This is a genomic window from Alteromonas sp. (assembly GCF_984505615.1).
The window spans coordinates 204,599-221,823 of the sequence record NZ_CFHOXV010000003.1; the positions used below are offsets into that span (position 1 = coordinate 204,599).

The window sequence follows — 17,225 nt, forward strand, 5'->3', positions numbered from 1 at the left end:
TTTTATGTTCATTCACAACTGATAAGGCTTAGAAGAAGCTGTATACCAGTGTTACCGCTGTGGCAGTATCAAGTTTTTCAACGCCTTCATTAACGCGGGAGTTATGATCCAGTTTAACTGACAGCTTCATCGACAGGTTACCGCTGATAGTGGCCGTCAGTGCAGACTCTGCACGTGACTTGGTGTTTTCATCACCCACTTCCGTACTCACTGTCTGAGAAAATTTCGCTGTATCAGAAATCAGCCATTCGAATGCACCGGAAGCACGAACGATGAAACTGTTTTGCTCAACATCTTCCTGTGTTTCTGCCCAGGAATAACCAGGACCGATCGAATACTCTAAAGACGTTGTATCGTTCTGCCAAACCTTCTGGTTCCAACCGGCAGCGACAGTAGACTGGTAGTTATAGCTGCTGAAACGGTCATCTTCGTACGAGGCGAAGCCGAATAAGCGGTAATCAGGATTTTCCAGCTTGTAGTTACCCTGACCTGAAGCAAAGAATTTCTGTGCAGAAGTACGTTCTACGTCTTCGCCAGTGTCGTCGTCAGTTACCGTTTCTTTCTTGTACAGACCTTCAACTGTGTAGTCGTTACTCCACTTTTCCAGTTCCTGATGGCCTTCTAAAGACGCGTTAATAGACGTGGTTTCCGTGTTACCGGAGGTAAAGATGAAACCTAATCCACCTTCCAGAGTAAACGGTTTAGCATCATCTTGTGCCAGTGCAGAAGTTGTACCCATTGCGCTGAGCACAGCGACAGCTAAAAGTTGCTTTTTCATTTGCATTCCTAAAATATGTGTTTCCATGATACCGGTATTGAACAGACTCCGTTCAGGCCGGCAAAGCGTATATCATCCATGATAGTGATTGTTCCCCATCCAAAAGCCCGGTAGCCATCCTGATGGCCCGGCCAGATGCGCGCTGTCTTCAGCGTCGTCGCTTTATTATTCTTCAGAAAAAACGGTAAACCACAGAGACTGTGGTTTCCGTATTTACACTTTTCACATCTTCAAGAGGTTCGGTTTCATAAGCCAGATTGAAAGCAAGTTTCATGGCCAGTGAGTCGAACAGATTTGCTGATAAGGCTGTGACCGACCGGGTTTTGATATTATCAGCCCCGATCTCAGCACTCATAAACTGACGAAGTTGCGCGCCGGTATTCCACTGATACTGATATTCACCTGATGCTCTGGCAATCAGGCCATTATTCACGTTAGATTCAGTACCCTCTTCCACAGCCACGAAGGCATAACCGGGGCCGACGCTGTAACGAAATGAACTTTCATCTTCATTCCATAACCGTTGAGACCAACCTGCAGCCAGCGAAGCACGGTATTCATAACCGTTAAACCGGTCGTTCTCGTAATCAGCGTACATGAAAGTACGTTGCCCGGGCGTCATAAGTTTATAATCAAATTGCGCATAACCAAAAAAACGCTGAGCGGTAACTTCACTGGTCGTTTCACCGTCATCGTTTTCTGTTTTGCTTTGCTTGTACAGCATTTCTGCGAAGTAGTTATTATTCCATTTCGCAGTTTCATGTTCAGAATGTAAGGCCGCTTTCAGGGAATTAGCGTTGGTATTCCCTGACGCAGACAACAGACCAACTTCTCCGTCCAGGGTAAAGCGGGGCTGCCCGCCATCACCCACTTCGTCGAAGTCGGAATGATATAAAGTTTGTATAAGATTCCGGTCGGCGGCCATGGCGCCGGTGATGCTGCCGGAAAATAAGGCAACAACGACCAGTAATCTCGCAGTAAACGGATTTAACATGGGTTTTAATATTTTTATTTAGCGCACTGTTATGAACCGTCCGTGGCGACCTTGTTTTTCTACAGGATTAGCGCAGATACCTTTTCAGCCTCAGCATTTGTCCAGGCTATCGCGTTATCCATCGTTTCTCCTTCAACCAACAACGTATTGGCCATTTCCGGCGTGAAAAGTTCAATATCGCCGTACTCCGGTTTCATGATTTCCCGAATTGTAACCCGCATTGAACACGCCAACAAACCTATATCCGCCTCTTCAGCGTGTTTCCTGGTATTGTGAACATATTTTACCGGGAAAAACAGAGGAAGGGGCAAGCGCCATTGCTCCATAATTTCCCCGGAACAGGCTGCAAAGGTAAACCCGAAGTGCTTCTCCTGCTTTTCCCATGGTAAGTCACCGGACTTATCTTCAAGATATGCCAGATAAAGTTCAGGGTCTTCTTTGGCCACCACCAGTTCACTGAAATGGCAAAGAATGCCCATCACGAAGAACCGTTCACTGCCGCGGATATTTGACTGTTTGGCCAGCGTCTTGGCCAGTAGCCCGTTGTAGACTGACTTATACCAGTGCTTGTCCAGCCGGATATGAGCACTGTTGAAGTGCTTGAACGCTGTATTCGCTGTTTCTGCTACCACAAGGTTGTACAGCGCCTCGCCTCCGATAACACTGACCGCTTTGGCGATGGAATCAATCTGGGAAGGAAAGCGGAATAAAGCGCTGTTAGCCAGACGGAGAATTTTTACCGTCAGCGACGGATCAACGGCAATGAGCTTCGCCACATCATCCATGTCGCTGCGGTGATCATCCAGTACATCCCGGATTTTCAGACAAATATTCGGGAACGTAAAAGACTGTGTGGCGTAACTGACGTACTTTTCCATCGACATGAGTAAACCTTGTTTATTTCTTGATTTTGAGTATAGCAACTTATTGTAAATACGGGAGAAAACGCGATACTGACAACAGCCTGATTGCTGTGGCCATGTTACTGCTTCCCGTTGTCGGAAAATAAAGATTGTTGCTGAGGTTCTTCAACCGTTGCCTGCCCGCCATCGTCGGGCTGTTGTTGCCGCAATGCCATGGCTTTACGTTTCTGGCAGGCTTTAATCACGGTACGTCTGGCGGCATCGTTTATCTGCAGCCAGTGAAAACGCTCGTCACGGGTACGGTAACACCCCAGACAGTAGCCTTTCGGGCCGGCCTGACAAACACCAATACAGGGACTGGGTACAGCAAAAATTTCCATCTGATCAGGATGGTTTACTTTTACTGCCATGAAGCCCCCGTTTGCCAGCTGTGCAACCCCATACGGCCGCACCATTATTCCAGGCAGTTAGTGTAGACGCTATGCCGTGTGCACCGCAATCTGAACATCGTATCAGTTAGTCGGTTAAGGTATATTCTATGGTTGAAACAACCCTGACTTTTTTGATGTGCGGTTGATGCGCGTCCCGTGGCGTTATGGTGAACTGCCCCTGATTAGCCCGCTTAATTTTACCTATCCGGCTTTGAGAGTCCCGGGCGAACTTCTCAGCCACTTCCCTGGCATTCACTGTTGCCTCTTCAATCATGTCAGGCTTCACCTCATTCAACCGGCTGAATACAAATTGAGGCTGAGCATCCCACTGCTGATTAGAAAACACGATACCTTGTTTAACGAGATCAGAAATATCGGGCATGGCTTTTCTTACCACTTCTACATCGGTTGAGTACACGGTTACGGTCTGGCTGGCACTGTACCTGAATTCCACCCTGTTATCGCCGCCGTACTGTTGCGCAAGCTTATCGGTGATCACCGGCTGATTAAAGCTGATATCGTCAGCGCTAATGCCGCTGGCTGTAAGGAAAGCGGTAATTTTTTCTGAATGACTTTCCAGTGTGTCATAGAGTGCTGAGAGATCATTGCCGGCTTCAGTAAACTGTATCGGCCAGATCACCTGGTCTGCCGGATATTCCCGTTCTGACAGCCCCTTCACGGTAACCACTCTGTCCCAGGTTTTAAAATCCACCAGCGCCGATGCCAGCTGGCCTCCCAGCACGGCAAACGCGATAACCAGTCCTGTACCAATAATAGCGGCGGCTGCTTTACTCATAGTTTTCCTTTTTCTTGTCTGGCGTTGAAATATCAATACGCTGAGGATACGTAATGAAAAAGGCATTACTACGATCAAATTGTGATGAATTGTGTCTTTGACATAAAAAAGCCGCCCGGGGAGGGCGGCAAAAGGAGTCCCACGTCGGGTCTAAGCTGTGTGGGACTGCGCCTGAGACGTTAAGGCGGATGCCGGTTTGCGGTTCCGGCGTAGCAGGTAATAAAACACGGGGGTCAGCACCAATCCGAAGAAGGTAACACCAATCATGCCTGAGAATACCGCGACGCCCATAGCCTGACGCATTTCTGCACCGGCTCCGGTTGAAATTACCATTGGCAGCACACCCATAATAAAGGCAATGGATGTCATCAGAATGGGACGCAAACGCAGACGACATGCCTCTTTCACCGCCTCCAGCGCAGTGCGCCCTTCCTCTTCCAGTTCTTTAGCAAATTCAACAATCAGAATGGCATTCTTCGTGGCCAGACCAAACAACACAATGAGCCCGATTTGGGTGAAGATGTTATTGTCTCCGCCGTAAATGCCCACACCGATTAACGCGCTGAGCAAAGTCATAGGCACGATAAGGATTATGGCCAGTGGTAATGACAAACTTTCATATTGTGCAGCCAGTACCAGAAACACCAGCAACACCACCAGCGGGAACACATACATAGATGCATCACCGGCCAGAATTTGCTGATAGGTTAATTCTGTCCACTCGTAGGTCATGCCAATTGGCAGGGTTTCATCGAGTATTTTCTCGATAGCAACCTTCGCCTCATCACTGCTGAAACCGGGCATAGGAGCACCGTTGATTTCAGCGGTAACGTAGCCGTTGTAGTGCATGACCCGGTCCGGTCCCGCGGTATGATTGATGTCTAAAAACGCGCCCAACGGAATCATTTCGCCCTGCGCATTGCGCACTTTGAACTGACGGATCTGTTCTGCATCCTGACGGAACTGAGAGTCAGCCTGCACATTTACCTGATATGTGCGTCCGAACAGGTTGAAATCATTCACATACACCGATCCTAAATAGGCTTGTAAGGTGTCAAACAACGTATCAATGTTCACGCCCATACCTATGGCTTTGGTGCGGTCCACGTCCACATCCAGTTGCGGCACGCTCACGCGGTAACTGCTGAATGTGTCGGTGAGTACCGGGTTTGCCCAGGCTTTCTGCACCACCTGCTGCGTGACTTCATTTAAGGTTTCAAAACCCAGATTCCCGCGATCCTGCAATTGCAGACGGAAACCGCCGATTGTGCCTAATCCCAGCACAGGCGGAGGCGGAAACACGGCGACATACGCTTCTTTAATTGCTGCAAACTTCTGGTTTAACTGCCCGGCAATTGCACCGGCAGTGAGCCCCTTCCCTTCCCGGTCAGCGAAAGGCTTTAACGGGAAGAACACTACACCGGAACTGGGGCTGTTGGTAAACCCGTTAATATTCAACCCCGGGAATGCCACGACATCAGACACGCCATCCTGCTGCAACGCAATCGCGGACATCTGACGAACTACGTCTTCCGTTCTGTCCAGTGAAGAGGCATCAGGCAACTGGGCAAACGCAACCAGATACATTTTGTCCTGCGCCGGCACATAACCGGTAGGCGTACTGCTGAACTGCTGCCATGTGAGTGCCAGTAATCCTGCATACAGCAACATGATGATGCCGGATTTACGAATGAGGGAACCCACACCGGCGGTGTACGCTTTCGCGCCACGATCAAAGAACCGGTTAAACGGATTAAACAACCACCCGCCCAGCGCCTTATCCATGCCTCTGGTCAGCCAGTCTTTGGGTGCATCATGAGACTTTAACAACAAGGCTGATAATGCCGGACTCAGCGTCAGCGAGTTGATGGCTGAAATCACCGTTGAAATGGTAATTGTCAGGGCGAACTGACGGTAAAACTGGCCGGTGAGTCCGGACATAAATGCCGTAGGAATGAACACCGCCGCCAGTACCATGGTGGTGGCAATAATAGGCCCTGTCACTTCTTTCATGGCGATGGTTGTGGCTTCAACCGGCGAATGCCCGGCAGCGATATTACGCTCCACGTTTTCAACCACAACGATGGCATCATCCACCACGATACCGATAGCTAATACCAGTCCGAACAGGGACAACGCATTTAATGAAAAGCCCATGAGCTGCATGAATGCGAACGTGCCGACCAGAGACACAGGCACAGCAACCAGCGGGATAATGGATGCGCGCCAGGTTTGCAGGAACAGCACAACAACTAATACAACCAGTAATACCGCTTCGAACAGGGTATTCACTACGGCTTTAATGGAACCGCGCACAAAGACTGTGGGGTCGTACACAATGTCGTAGTCCAGTCCTTCCGGAAAGGCTTTCGACAATTCAGCCATGGTAGCGCGCACATCATCACTGATTTGAATCGCATTGGAACCGGGCGCCTGGAAAATTGGCAATGCCGCGGCCGGACGATTGTTCAGTAACGAACGTAAGGTATAGTAATCCGCCCCCAGTTCAATACGGGCGACATCTTTTAACCGTGAAATCTCACCGGCGTCGCCGGTTTTAATGATGATGTCACCAAATTCACGTTCATCCAGTAAACGACCGCGAACGTTGATAAGTAACTGAAACTCGCTGCCACCGGCAGGCTGGGCACCAAGACTACCTGCTGCTGCCTGCTGATTTTGTGCCTGAATAGCGGAAATCACATCACCGGCATTCATGCCAAGGGCGGCCACTCTATTCGGATCCAGCCAGACTCTCATGGAGTATTCGCCGGCACCGAATAAGCGCACCTCGCCCACACCATTAATACGGTTCAGTTCATCTCTGACATTTTGCTCGGCATAGTTCGACAGATACAGCATGTCATAACGGCTGTCCGGCGATGTTAAATGCACAACCATGGTCAGGTTCGGCGAAGACTTCTCAGTCACCACACCCAGTCTCTGCACTTCCTGCGGCAGACGTGGCAAGGCACGGTTAACCCGGTTCTGCACCAGCGTTGTTGCAGCGTCGGGATCGGTACCGATTGCAAAAGTAATGGTCAGTGTCATTCTGCCATCAGAGTTAGCCTGAGAAGACATATACAACATATCCTCTACCCCGTTGATTTCCTGTTCTAACGGACTGGCTACGGTTTCGGCAATGATTTTAGGGTTGGCACCCGGATAATTAGCAGTGACCACCACGGTAGGCGGCACCACTTCGGGATATTCCGTTATGGGCAATTGCCACACGGCAATGGCACCGCCGATAAAGATCAGCAGTGACAACACCCCGGCAAATATAGGCCTGTGTATAAAAAACGTAGACAGATTCATTAACGACTTCCTTCAGGCGCATTCGCAGGTGATGCATTTGCGGCCAGGTCACTGTTCTGATTTATATTTTGCTGCCATACCTGCAACTGCTCGAAGGCTTCGCTGCTGTGCATAGATACTTCCGTAGGAGCAATAGTGGCACCCGGGCGGACGCGCTGCAGACCATTCACTACAATTTTGTCTGAAGGGAATAACCCGTCATCGATAAAACGAAGCGCACCCACTTTGTCGCCAAGCTTCACAGCGCGGTAAGCCAGAACATTGTTTTCATCGACAACCAGAACAAACTTGTTGTTGAGATCAGTACCGATAGCCGTTTCATCAATTAAAATACGATCGCGGGATTCACCGCTGGCAAGACGCAGGTGAGCAAATAATCCCGGCACCAGACGGCCGTCAGTATTATCAAACACCGCCCGCACTTTGATTGTGCCGGTATTCGGGTTGACCTGGTTATCAACAAAGTCCAGTTGACCCCAGTGCTCAAATTTCTCAGAGTTACTCAGTTGCATAGCCACAGTCAGTTGATCAAGTGGCTGAGACACTTCAGAAGGCGCAGAGGTATATGCAAGGTAAGTACTTTCATCAACATCAAAGTAGGCGTAAAGGCGGTCGACTGAAACAATGCTGGTCAGTACGCTTTGACCGGCGGTGACATAGTTACCGGCAGTAATATTTGCGCGGGAAACACGACCTGAAATAGGCGCTTCAACACGGGCAAAGCCCCGGTTTAACTGCGCTAAATCTAACGCAGCACGGGTTGAAGACACGCTGGCTTCAGCTTGTTCAACTGCCGCCTGACGGGCATCAGCAATTTCTTTCGAAATTGCATTGGTGCGGCGCAATGACGCAGCCCGCTCTGAATCCTGCTTAGCTAAACGTAAGCGGCTTTGCGCATCTTCAAGCTGGGCAGATAAGCGGTCGACTTCAGCTTTGAACGCGCGGTTATCAATAAGAAACAGGGTTTGACCCTGCTCAACCCATTCACCTTCTTCAAAGGCAACAAAGTCAATGTAGCCTGACACCCGCGGGCGCAGAGAAACTGTTTGCGGCGATTCAAGGCGACCGGTAAAAGTATCCCATTGAGCGATTTCCTGATGAATAACAGGCGCAATATCAACAGGAATGGCAGGCGCTGCTGTGCTGGCAGCAGCCTGATTAGCCGGGTTGGTATCTTCTCCGCCGCAGGCGGTTAACAGAATGGTGACCCATAATGCTAAAGAGAATTTTATTAATGCAGACATGGTTGGCGATCTCGTTGAGTGTGGATGCTGCGCATTATGCACACCGCCAATCAATAAAAATAATTATCTTTTTATATACAACACATCATTCCATGTAATATATTTATCGCAGGTTCACCGGAGTGCTGCTATGCGAACACAAGACTTAAATTTACTGATGATTTTCGATGCCATCATGACTGAAGGTGCTATCACCCGCGCCGCTGACAGACTGGCAATGACACAGCCCGCTGTCTCCAATGCCCTGTCCCGTATGCGTTCTGCCTGGGGTGATGAGTTATTTGTTAAAGACGGCAGAGGTATACAACCGACTTCTTTTGCCCGCAACTTATGGACACAGATACAGGGGCCGCTGAGCCAGCTTGAAACCGCCGTGAACCCTACCGTGTTTGATCCGGCCACATCGCAACGGACGTTTCGTATTGCTGCCACTGATACATTGGTAAAAATGATATGGGGCCCGCTTCGCCAAATCATCGAGCGGGAAGCGCCGGGTATTAATATCTTCGCGATTCCGAACCCGAACAGTGACAGTGAGAAAATATTAACTGACGCAGAAGCTGAGCTCTCCGTGTGTAAGTACACAGCGCCGAATTCAGTTATCCGTTCAGAGTTTCTGTTTGAGCCTAAGTATGTGGTTGTTATGCGCCCCGGTCACCCGCTGGCAAAAGAACGGTTAACGCTGGAAGAATTTGTGAATGCACAACACTTGTTAGTGTCTATTACCGGCGATACCACCGGTCCCACAGACCAGGTACTGAATAATTTAGGGTTGAGCCGCAGGATCGCCATGACGGTGAACGATTTTCACAATGTGCCGCCGTTACTGGAGCAGTCCGATCTTATCTGTGTGGCGCCGTCGTTAGTGGTAGAGCACGATATTTTTGCCGGCCGCCTGGCCGTATTTGAAACACCGGTGGAGATTATGCCAACGCCTGTGTCCTTGTTATGGCATAAACGTCAGGACGTGGACCAGGGTCTGCAATGGTTGCGTCGTCATGTTGTCCGTATTATCCACGAACGCTGTGCACAACATGAAGCCAGATTGTCCCAGTGTTGCCGGAAAGGTTATTGTCCGGAGACAGTAAAATCGATGAAAGCCCGTCAGTCAGACAAGCAGTGTGAAGGCGGATTAACAGTGACACCTAAACCGGTAAAATCCGTGGGCTCACCTTCCAAAGCCACCATGAGCAAATAGTTCGGGACTTAAAACGTCAGTCGTAAAAACAAAAAACGAGGCAGTTGCCTCGTTTTTTATTCAGCTGTTAAACAACTTACTTTTTCTTCGCCTTAGGGTTAGGCAGGTCAGTGATGCTACCTTCGAAGATTTCACACGCCAGACCGATTGACTCGTTCAGCGTCGGGTGAGCGTGGATAGTCAGACCTACGTCTTCTGCATCAGCACCCATTTCGATAGCCAGACCGATTTCGCCCAGCATTTCACCGGCGTTGGTACCAACCATTGCACCACCGATAACACGTGCAGTGTCTTTATCGAAGATCATCTTGGTCATACCGTTAGTTGCGTCAGACGCGATTGCACGACCAGAAGCTGCCCACGGGAAAGTTGCAGTTTCGTAGTTGATGCCCTGCTCTTTCGCTTCTTTCTCAGTCAGACCAACCCAGGCAACTTCTGGCTCAGTGTAAGCAACTGAAGGAATGCAGCGTGGGTCGAAGTAATGCTTCTTACCGGCAATAACTTCAGCAGCAACGTGACCTTCATGAACCGCTTTGTGCGCCAGCATAGGCTGACCAACCAGGTCACCGATTGCGTAGATATGGTCAACGTTAGTTTTCATTTGCTTGTCTACGTTGATGAAACCACGCTCATCAACAGTAACGCCAGCCGCATCAGCACCGATCAGTTTACCGTTAGGACGACGGCCAACCGCTACCAGTACTTTGTCGTAGCGAACTGCTTCTGAAGGTGCATTCTTACCTTCAAACGTTACATACAAGCCGTCATCTTTTGCTTCAACCGCGGTCACTTTGGTTTCCAGCATGATGTTGAACTTGTCTTTATAGTCTTTCATGAAGACTTTCATGATGTCTTTGTCAGCAGCAGGGATTAACTGGTCAAGGAATTCAACCACGTCAATTTTCGCACCCAGTGCTTCATAAACAGTACCCATTTCCAGACCGATGATACCACCGCCCAGTACCAGCATTTTTTCCGGAACATCTTTCATTTCCAGTGCGCCGGTTGAGTCGATTACGCGATCGTCTTCAGGGATGAAAGGCAGAGATACCGGCTCTGAACCGGCAGCGATAATCGCTTTCTCAAAAGAGATGGTTGTTTTGCCATCTTTACCTTCTACTTCCAGGGTATTTGCACCGGTAAATTTACCGTAACCCTGAACGTGTTTAACTTTACGCATTTTAGACATACCAGCCAGACCTTTTGTCAGCTGGCCAACAACACCGTCTTTGTACTCACGGATTTTGTCTAAATCGATTTTTGGCTCACCAAAGGTTACGCCGTGCGCAGACAAATGCTTGGCTTCTTTGATCACTTTAGCGACGTGCAGCAGGGCTTTTGAAGGGATACAGCCTACGTTCAAACATACCCCACCCAGTGTTTCACGGGCGTCTACGATGACGGTTTCGATACCTAAATCGGCTGCGCGGAAAGCGGCTGAGTAACCGCCGGGGCCTGCACCCAATACGACTAATTGCGTTTTAATTTCGCTCATTGTGACCTCAAATCTGTCCAAATATTTGATAAATATGCGTTACGGATTGTAACTAGGGCTTGCGAGCCCTGTAAAGCCAACTTGGCTTTATGATCATAAAAATCACAAAGGGGAGGTAATCAACCCTCCCCTTCACTCATTTTCTAAAGCAACATCTGGCGCATGTCTTCCAGAACTGCTTTTAAGTGTACAGCAAAGCGTGCTGCCACCGCGCCGTCAATAACACGATGGTCGTATGACAATGACAGCGGCACCATCAGACGAGGCTCAAACTCTTTACCATTCCACTTCGGTTTAATATCACTCTTCGATACGCCAAGGATGGCTACGTCAGGTGCATTAACGATTGGCGTGAATGCTGTACCACCAATGCCACCAAGGCTTGAAATGGTGAAGCAGCTACCCTGCATGTCAGCAGCTTTCAGCTTACCGTCACGAGCTTTCACACTGATTTCCATTAACTCTTTGGAAATCTCCATGATGCCTTTCTTGTCAACATCACGGACAACCGGCACAACCAGGCCTCCCGGCGTGTCTACTGCTATACCGATATGGTAGTATTTTTTCTGAATTAAAGACTCACCGTCCGCAGAAAGTGAAGTATTAAATACAGGATACGCTTTCAGTGCGTCGGCTACCGCTTTCATCATGAACACAAGCGGCGTAATTTTCACACCCAGCTTGCGCTTGTCAGCGATAACGTTCTGCTGCTTACGGAAATCTTCCAGATCAGTAATATCCGCTTCTTCAAACTGCGTAACGTGTGGGATGGTTACCCAGTTACGGTGCAGGTTCGGACCGGAGATTTTCTGAATACGGGTTAACGGCTTCTCTTCAATTTCACCGAACTTGGAGAAATCAACTTTAGGCTGCGCGATAACCTGTAAGCCACCACCTGTGTTGCCAGACGCTACGGCACCGGCTGTCGCTTTCGGACGGGCCAGTTCATGCTTCACGTAAGACTGGATGTCTTCTTTCAGAATACGGCCTTTACGACCTGTTGCGTCAACCTGAGTCAGATCAACACCAAATTCACGGGCCAGACGACGTACAGACGGAGACGCATGCACTTTACCGGTCTTAGGCTTGTTGCCTGCAGACGGATGGTGCGGAACCGGCGGCGCTTTCTGCTGAGGCGCTTGCGCGGCAGGAGCCGGCGCTGCTGCAGCAGGCTTGCTTTCTGCTTTAGGTGCAGCAGGTTTCGCCGCGCCCTTCACTTTCAGCATAATAACCGGTGTACCCTGAGACGCTTTGTCACCCTGCTTGATAAGCAGTTTGGTAACGGTACCGGCTTTAGGTGCAGGCACATCCATGGTCGCTTTGTCAGTTTCAAGGGTAATCAGGCCATCTTCCGCTTCCACGGTATCGCCTTCAGCAACCAGAATTTCGATAACGTCTACGTCAGTATCGCCACCGATATCAGGTACCTGAACTTCAATTTCTTCTTCCGCAGCTTCTTCTGCAGGCGCTTCTTCAGCGGCCGGCGCAGATTCTGCTGCTGGTGCCGGCGCTTCCGCCGGAGCTGATTCCTGTGCAGGCGCAGCAGCTTCGCCACCACCGACTTCCAGAGTCAGAACCAGAGAACCTTCAGACACCTTGTCACCTTCTTTTACTTTCAGGCTAACCACTTTACCCGCCTGCGGCGAAGGAACGTCCATGGTTGCTTTGTCAGTTTCTAAGGTGATCAGGCCGTCTTCCGCTTCCACGGTATCGCCTTCAGCTACCAGAATTTCGATTACGTCTACGTCAGCAGCGTCACCGATATCCGGTACAGTAACTTCGATTACCGAAGTACCGCCCGACGCTGCAGGTGCAGCGGCAGGTTGAGGAGCTTCTTCTTTTAGCGCTTCCGCTTTTGGTGCTTCAGCAGGCTTTTCTTCAGCTGCAGGTCTACTGTCAGCAGCACCCGCCGCTTCCAGTTTCGCCAGCAAATCACCTTCAGAGATTTTATCGCCAACTTTAACACTCAGCTCAGATACCTTACCGGCAAACGGTGCTGGGATATCCATGCTGGCTTTGTCACTTTCTACTGTAACCAGTGCATCTTCCGCTTCTACGGAATCACCCACTGCTACGCAAATTTCGATTACTTCTACCGAATCTTCACCCAGATCCGGTACGAGAACGTCTTTAATATCTGCCATGTTCGTTAGTCTCCCTTAGCTTATGCGTAAAGTGGGTTAACTTTCTCGGCATCAATACCCAGATCCGTCATTGCTTTTGACAGTGTCTTGGCATCAACAGAACCCGCCTTGTACAGTTCGTACAGCGCAGCGTAAGTCACGTATGCAGCGTCAACTTCGAAGTGACGACGCAGATTCGCACGGCTGTCAGAACGACCGAAACCATCAGTACCCAGTACACGGTATGCGCCCGGTACAAAATCACGTACCTGCTCGCCGTAGTTCTTGATGTAGTCAGTTGCAGTGATAGTCGGGCCATCGTTACCTTCGCTGAGTACTTCAGTGATGTAAGGTACTTTCGCTGTCGCTTCAGGGTGCAGCATGTTGTGACGGTCACAATCCTGACCATCGCGGGCCAGTTCGTTGAACGACGTTACGCTGTAAACTTCTGCTTCTACGCCGTAGTCAGACGCCAGTTTCGCAGCAGCTTCACGCACTTGTTCAAGGATGGTACCGGAGCTCAGCAGTTTCACTTTCTTATCGCTGCTACCTACTGTATCCAGCTTGTAGATACCTTTAACGATACCTTCTTCAACGCCCTTAGGCATTTCAGGCTGCTTGTAGTTTTCGTTCATGACGGTCAGGTAGTAGAACACGTCTTCCTGATCTTCCAGCATGCGACGTAAACCGTCTTGTACGATAACAGCCACTTCATAACCGTAAGTCGGGTCGTAGCTCACACAGTTCGGGATCAATGCCGCCTGAGTATGAGAATGACCGTCCTGATGCTGCAGACCTTCGCCGTTCAGCGTTGTACGACCAGCAGTACCACCAACAAGGAAACCACGGGTACGTGAATCACCGGCTGCCCATGCCAGGTCGCCAACACGTTGGAAACCAAACATTGAGTAGTAGATGTAGAACGGAACCATTGGCAGGTCGTTGGTGCTGTAAGACGTACCTGCTGCTAACCACGATGCCATTGCACCCAGTTCGTTGATACCTTCCTGCAGTACCTGACCTTTCTTGTCTTCACGGTAGTAAGCAACCTGATCAGAATCCTGTGGCTCGTATTTCTGACCTTGTGAAGAGTAGATACCTACCTGACGGAACAGACCTTCCATACCGAAAGTACGGGCTTCATCAGGGATGATAGGTACGATACGCTTACCGATTTGCTTGTCTTTAAGCAGCGCAGTCAGGACACGTACAAACGCCATAGTGGTAGAGATTTCACGGTCGCCGGAACCTTTAGTGATAGCGTCGAACGCTTTCAGAGCAGGCGCTGGCAGATCTTCAGTTGCTTTAGCACGACGAACCGGCATGTAGCCATGCAGGGCTTCACGACGGGCGCGCAGATATTTCATCTCTTCGCTGTCTTCGTCAAACTTGTAGTAAGGCAGATCAGCCAATGCTTCGTCAGATACAGGGATGTTGAAACGATCGCGATACTGCTTAACCGCTTCTTTGTCCATTTTCTTAACCTGGTGGGCAATGTTCTTACCTTCACCGGATGCGCCCATGCCATAACCTTTAACGGTTTTAGCAAGGATTACCTGTGGACGACCTTTAGTCTTCGTTGCGCGATCGTATGCCGCATAAACTTTAACCGGATCGTGACCACCACGGTTCAGACGCCAGATGTCTTCATCTGACATGTTAGAAACCATTTCTTTCAGTTCAGGGTACTTACCGAAGAACTTCTCACGGGTGTACGCGCCGCCTTTGGCTTTACAGTTCTGGTATTCACCGTCGATCGTTTCGTTCATCAGGTCAAGCAGCTTGCCTGAAGTATCGCGGGCTAACAGTGGATCCCAGTAGCGACCCCAGATAACTTTGATTACTTCCCAGCCTGCGCCGCGGAATGTACCTTCCAGTTCCTGAATGATTTTGCCGTTACCACGTACAGGGCCGTCAAGACGCTGCAGGTTACAGTTGATAACGAATGTCAGGTTGTCCAGGCCTTCGCGGGCAGCCAGACCGATAGCACCCAAGCTTTCCGGCTCATCACACTCACCGTCACCCATGTAGCACCATACGCGCTGTTCTGAGCAGTCTTTGATACCACGGTCAGTCAGGTACTTAAGGAAACGGGCAAGATAAATCGCCTGCATTGGACCTAAGCCCATAGATACAGTCGGGAACTGCCAGAAATCAGGCATTAATTTAGGGTGCGGGTAAGAAGACAGACCTTTGCCGTCTACTTCCTGACGGAAACCATCCAGTTGTTCTTCGGTCAGACGACCTTCAATGTATGCACGGCTGTAGATACCGGGTGCCACGTGGCCCTGATAGAATACGAAGTCGCCGCCATCTTTTTCATTTGGTGCACGGTAGAAGTGGTTGAAGCCCACATCGTACAGCATTGCAGAAGATGCAAAGCTTGAAATGTGACCACCCAGCTCTAAGTCTTTCTTAGAACCGCGCAGAACCATCATCAGGGCATTCCAACGCAACGCGTTACGGATTTTGCCTTCAATAGTCTGGTCACCCGGCATGGTGGGTTCTTGTCCGGGAGGAATGGTGTTGATATATGCCGTCGTTGCATCGTACGGCAAGTGGGCACCATTTCTGCGTGCTTTTTCAATCAGTGATTCTAATAAAAAGTGGGCTCTTTCAACGCCATCTTCTTCTAAAACTGACTCTAACGACTCCAGCCATTCTTGTGTTTCTTGCGGATCCACATCTTGGTGCATCATTTCAGTCATGGTGCCATCCTATTGTTGCTGATATTGAAAACCATCCTTGCCGGCAAAACCGGAGGATGGAAAGACTAAAACCAGGTTGTACGTTACGTAGGCCTTACCGGCTTACTGTTTTTCTTTTCTTACCTGTTACAAACCGGCAAGGTATTGCTAAGGCAGAGCCTTAAATCTCCAGGCGTCTTAACGCGCGTTGCACTCGGCTGTCACGCTGGTTAATCGCCAGAAGCGTTTTCTCAATTAACGCAAGGTGGGCGTTACACGCCTGTCTTGCTGCTTCCGGGTCGCGGGATGCGATAGCAGCCAGAATTTCCTTACGCTGACGTCTGACTTCGGCGTTAATGTCTATTTCATCATTCTGATGTAAGGCAAACATTTCGAAGTTACGTTCAATATTCTCGACCAGCATGGTCTGCATGGTGCTCATTACGTGTAACAACACCATGTTATGGGAGGCGCGCGCCATCACCATATAAAATTCACCGACCGCTTCTGCCAGGGCACGTTTACTTTCCCCGGGAGCGGGTACAGGCAAGTTGTCCAGCGCGGCCTGCAGTGCCTGATAATCTTCAGGCTGGCCCCGCAGCGCTGCGTAATAGGCAGCCATACCTTCCAGCGCATGACGAAATTCAAGTAAATCGAACTGCGTTTCCGGACGACGACTGATAAGCGCCATTAACGGGTCGGTCATTGCCGCATTGAGGTTACGGCTGACAAAGGTGCCGCCTCCCTGCTTGCGCTCAACCAGACCACGGGCCTGCAGGTTGCCAATTGCTTCACGGAGCGAAGGACGGGAAACATCAAACTGGGTTGCCAGTTCGCGTTCAGGAGGTAGCTGTTGTCCGGCCAGCAGTGTGCCATCAAGAATCATTGATTCGAGCTGTTCAGTGATGACATCTGATAATTTTTTCCGACCGTGGCGCATACCTGTGCGGTTCCTCGCTTATGAAAAGGGGCGGCCATAATGTAAACAAAGTTACTTGCCACCCACTCATTGGTCATACCATTTTACCTATCTAGTTTAGGGCAGATCGAAATGGAGGTAAATAGTCACCCATCGAAAGTAACTTACATTTAACCTTTTAGGCGAGCTAGATATTGAAATTGTTGAAATTTTTTTACAACATCATCTGGTCTGATGAGCGAAATATGTTGATTTTCTGTTCAAACCCGGTTGATTTAACGTGCTTTCAGGGTTCATGGATGATGAGCAGAAATGAAGAGGTAAAGTATTGGCGGGGCAACCTTTGTATTAGCAAATTGCCCCGGCGTTGTCCTGTTGT

The 17,225-nt window shown here is 49.7% G+C and carries 12 protein-coding genes; 1 reads left to right on the top strand and 11 read right to left on the bottom strand.

The genetic code is table 11. From position 1 onward, the window contains the following. Positions 1-28: 28 nt before the first annotated feature. From AC4PME_RS04025 to AC4PME_RS04055, 7 genes are all read right to left on the bottom strand, one after another. Complete coding sequence (locus AC4PME_RS04025; protein ID WP_119503446.1) at positions 29-778, bottom strand: DUF481 domain-containing protein; 750 nt, start codon at positions 776-778, stop codon at positions 29-31. Positions 779-950: 172 nt separating this feature from the next. After that, entirely contained in the window at positions 951-1,772 is an 822-nt protein-coding gene (locus tag AC4PME_RS04030) for a DUF481 domain-containing protein (protein ID WP_490708614.1), read from the bottom strand. A 59-nt stretch (positions 1,773-1,831) separates the two neighbouring features. Beyond that, positions 1,832-2,656 (bottom strand): HDOD domain-containing protein, encoded by an 825-nt coding sequence (locus AC4PME_RS04035; protein WP_119502148.1) that lies wholly within the window; start codon positions 2,654-2,656, stop codon positions 1,832-1,834. A gap of 98 nt (positions 2,657-2,754) precedes the next feature. Next, positions 2,755-3,045 (bottom strand): DUF1289 domain-containing protein, encoded by a 291-nt coding sequence (locus tag AC4PME_RS04040; protein WP_119503447.1) that lies wholly within the window; start codon positions 3,043-3,045, stop codon positions 2,755-2,757. Between the two features lie 106 nt (positions 3,046-3,151). Continuing rightward, positions 3,152-3,862, bottom strand: coding sequence for an SIMPL domain-containing protein (locus AC4PME_RS04045; protein WP_119502149.1), 711 nt, complete (start codon positions 3,860-3,862; stop codon positions 3,152-3,154). A 150-nt stretch (positions 3,863-4,012) separates the two neighbouring features. Next, complete coding sequence (locus tag AC4PME_RS04050; RefSeq protein ID WP_490708612.1) at positions 4,013-7,180, bottom strand: efflux RND transporter permease subunit; 3,168 nt, start codon at positions 7,178-7,180, stop codon at positions 4,013-4,015. Beyond that, positions 7,180-8,424: an efflux RND transporter periplasmic adaptor subunit gene (locus AC4PME_RS04055; RefSeq protein WP_119502151.1), complete on the bottom strand. Its 1,245-nt coding sequence runs from the start codon at positions 8,422-8,424 to the stop codon at positions 7,180-7,182. Before AC4PME_RS04055 ends, AC4PME_RS04050 begins: the two co-directional genes overlap by 1 nt. A gap of 130 nt (positions 8,425-8,554) precedes the next feature. On the opposite strand from AC4PME_RS04055, the gene AC4PME_RS04060 reads away from it, so the two are divergent. After that, complete coding sequence (locus AC4PME_RS04060; protein ID WP_119502152.1) at positions 8,555-9,622, top strand: LysR family transcriptional regulator; 1,068 nt, start codon at positions 8,555-8,557, stop codon at positions 9,620-9,622. A gap of 76 nt (positions 9,623-9,698) precedes the next feature. On the opposite strand, the gene lpdA is transcribed toward AC4PME_RS04060, so the two are convergent. The 4 genes from lpdA to AC4PME_RS04080 all read right to left on the bottom strand — a co-directional run bounded on the left by lpdA (position 9,699) and on the right by AC4PME_RS04080 (position 16,867). Beyond that, complete coding sequence (gene lpdA, locus AC4PME_RS04065; RefSeq protein ID WP_119502153.1) at positions 9,699-11,117, bottom strand: dihydrolipoyl dehydrogenase; 1,419 nt, start codon at positions 11,115-11,117, stop codon at positions 9,699-9,701. A gap of 143 nt (positions 11,118-11,260) precedes the next feature. Continuing rightward, the gene (aceF, locus tag AC4PME_RS04070; protein ID WP_491044999.1) at positions 11,261-13,261 is read right to left on the bottom strand and encodes a dihydrolipoyllysine-residue acetyltransferase; all 2,001 of its coding nucleotides are present in this window, start codon (positions 13,259-13,261) and stop codon (positions 11,261-11,263) included. Between the two features lie 20 nt (positions 13,262-13,281). After that, positions 13,282-15,948 carry a pyruvate dehydrogenase (acetyl-transferring), homodimeric type gene (gene aceE, locus AC4PME_RS04075; RefSeq protein WP_491045000.1) on the bottom strand — a complete coding sequence of 889 codons (2,667 nt, stop codon included), beginning with the start codon at positions 15,946-15,948 and terminating at the stop codon, positions 13,282-13,284. A 160-nt stretch (positions 15,949-16,108) separates the two neighbouring features. After that, positions 16,109-16,867, bottom strand: coding sequence for a GntR family transcriptional regulator (locus AC4PME_RS04080; protein WP_119502156.1), 759 nt, complete (start codon positions 16,865-16,867; stop codon positions 16,109-16,111). Between the last annotated feature and the right edge of the window lie 358 nt (positions 16,868-17,225).